The sequence below is a fragment of the Ideonella sp. P3_A4 genome (assembly GCF_056403075.1).
In genome coordinates this window covers 1-2,245 of the sequence record NZ_JBFUGE010000825.1, presented here as the reverse complement: position 1 = coordinate 2,245, position 2,245 = coordinate 1, and the positions used below count along the sequence as shown (strand labels likewise).

2 protein-coding genes are annotated in these 2,245 nt (G+C 66.3%); both read right to left on the bottom strand.

The features are described 5' to 3' along the window. Positions 1-1,511 (bottom strand): efflux RND transporter permease subunit (locus AC1DYI_RS33235; protein WP_477208375.1); only part of this gene is annotated, 1,511 nt, incomplete at its 3' end. Positions 1,512-1,551: 40 nt separating this feature from the next. Next, on the bottom strand, positions 1,552-2,245 hold a 694-nt coding region (locus AC1DYI_RS33230; RefSeq protein ID WP_477208374.1), incomplete at its 5' end, for an efflux RND transporter periplasmic adaptor subunit.

Genomic DNA, 2,245 nt, shown 5'->3' with positions numbered 1-2,245 from the left:
AAGTAGACCGACACCACCCACGAGATGATCAGCGCGGCCGAGGTGACGGCGAAGATCGCAAAGGTGTATTCGCCCACACTCGACTTGGCCAAACCGATCGGCAGGAAGCCGGCGGCGGTGATCAGCGTGCCGGTCAACATCGGCATCGACGTCACTTCATAGGCGAAGGTGGCTGCCGTCTTCTTGTCGTAGCCTTCTTCGAGCTTGCGCACCATCATCTCGACCGCAATGATCGCGTCGTCGACCAGCAGGCCGAGCGCGATGATCAGCGAGCCGAGCGAGATCTTGTGCAGGCCGACGCCCCAATAGAACATCGTCACGAAGGTGATCGCCAGCACCAGCGGGATCGTGATGCCCACCACCAGGCCGGGCCAGATGTCGACGCGCAGCGGCCGCAGGTGCAGACCCAGGCTCAGGAAGCTGACCGCCAGCACGATGACGACGGCTTCGATCAGCACACCGACGAACTCACCCACGGACCGGGCCACCGCCTGCGGCTGGTTCTGCACCTGGTGCAGCTCCACGCCCAAGGGCAGCTTGCTCTTGATCTCGGCCGTCTTGGCCTGCAACGCCTTGCCCAGGTCGATGATGTCGCCACCCTTGGCCATCGACACGCCCATCGCGATGACCGGTTGGCCTTGGTGATGCACCATCACCGAAGGCGGGTCGACGTATTCGCGGCGGATGTCGGCGATGTCGCCTAGGCGCAGCGAGCTGGCCACACCGGTCGTCGTGTTCACCGCACGGATCGGCAGCTGGCGCAGGTCTTCCACCGAGGTGAACGCCCCCGCCACCCGCACCTGCAGGTTCTGCGACGACGCGTTCAGCGTGCCGGCGCCTTCGACCGCGTTCTGCGCGTTCAGCTGGGCGATGACCTGGTTGAAGTCCAGCCCCAGCTGGGCCAGGCGCTTTTGCGAGACTTCGACGAACAGTTTCTCAGCCTGCACGCCGAACAGCTCGACCTTGGCCACGCTGGGCACACGCAGCAGCTGCGAGCGCACGTCTTCGGCGTAGCGGCGCAGCTCTTCGGTGCTGAAKCCGTCGGCCGACAGCGCGTAGATCGAGCCGTAGACGTCGCCGAACTCGTCGTTGAAGAAGGGGCCGATCACGCCCGAAGGCAGCGTGCCGCGCGCGTCGCCGATCTTCTTTCGCACCTGGTACCAGGTGTCGGCAACCTCTTTGGGCGGCGCCGAGTCCTTCAGCTGAAGGATCGTCAGCGACTCACCCGGCTTGGTGTAGCTGCGGATGATGTCGGAGTGAGGCACCTCTTGCAGCGTGCGCTCGATCTTGTCGGTGACCTGTTCGGCCATTTGTTGGGCCGAGGCGCCGGGCCAGAAGACCTGCACCACCATCGCGCGGAAGGTGAATGGCGGGTCTTCGTCTTGCCCAAGCTGGAAGTAGGCCGCCAGGCCCAGCACCATCAGCACCACCATCAGGTAGCGCGTCAGTGGCGCGTGCTCCAGCGCCCAGCGTGAAATGTTGAAACGCGAACCTTGGGTGTCGTCGCTCATGGTCGTTCTCGTTCTTGGCGTGCTTGAGGACGGGGGAAGTTCAGCGCGAGGCGGCCGGCGCAGGGACCGAAGCCGAGGCCGGGATCACCTTGCCGGCGGCCGATGCGACCTGGGTCTCGACAAAGGGCTTGACCTTCAGCCCGGCGGTCAGCACATGGGTGCCCGCCACCACGACTTCGTCGCCCGGCTTCACGCCTTGGCCGATCACCACCGTGTTGCCATCGGCACCTGCCACAACGACAGGCTGGGTGCGCACCGTCATCGTGTTGCGATCCAGCAGCCACACCACCGTCTGGCCCTTGGTCTCACCGACCGMCGTCAACGGCAGGCGGATGACGCCGGCAACGGCCGGGCCCGAAACACTCACATTGGCAGATTGGCCCAGGCGTACGGCGGCGTTGCCCAGGTCGGCCTTGACCAGGAAGGTGCGGGTAACAGGGTCGGCCGCGGCGGCCACCTCGCGCACCGTGGCCTTCACCGGCTGACCTTCGCCCCAGGGCTGCAGCGTGACGCCGCCGGCCTGGCCGATCAATTGACGCAAGGCGCCGATGCGGTCTTCCGGCACCGAGAACACGGCATCGCGGGGGCCATCGTGCGCCAGGCGCACCACGGGCGTGCCGGCACCGACCACCTGGCCGGGTTCAGCCTCGACTGCCGTCACCACCCCAGCCGCCTCGGCCACCAGCGAGGCATAGCCCGCCTGGTTGCCCTGCACGGAGGCTTGGGCCTTGGCT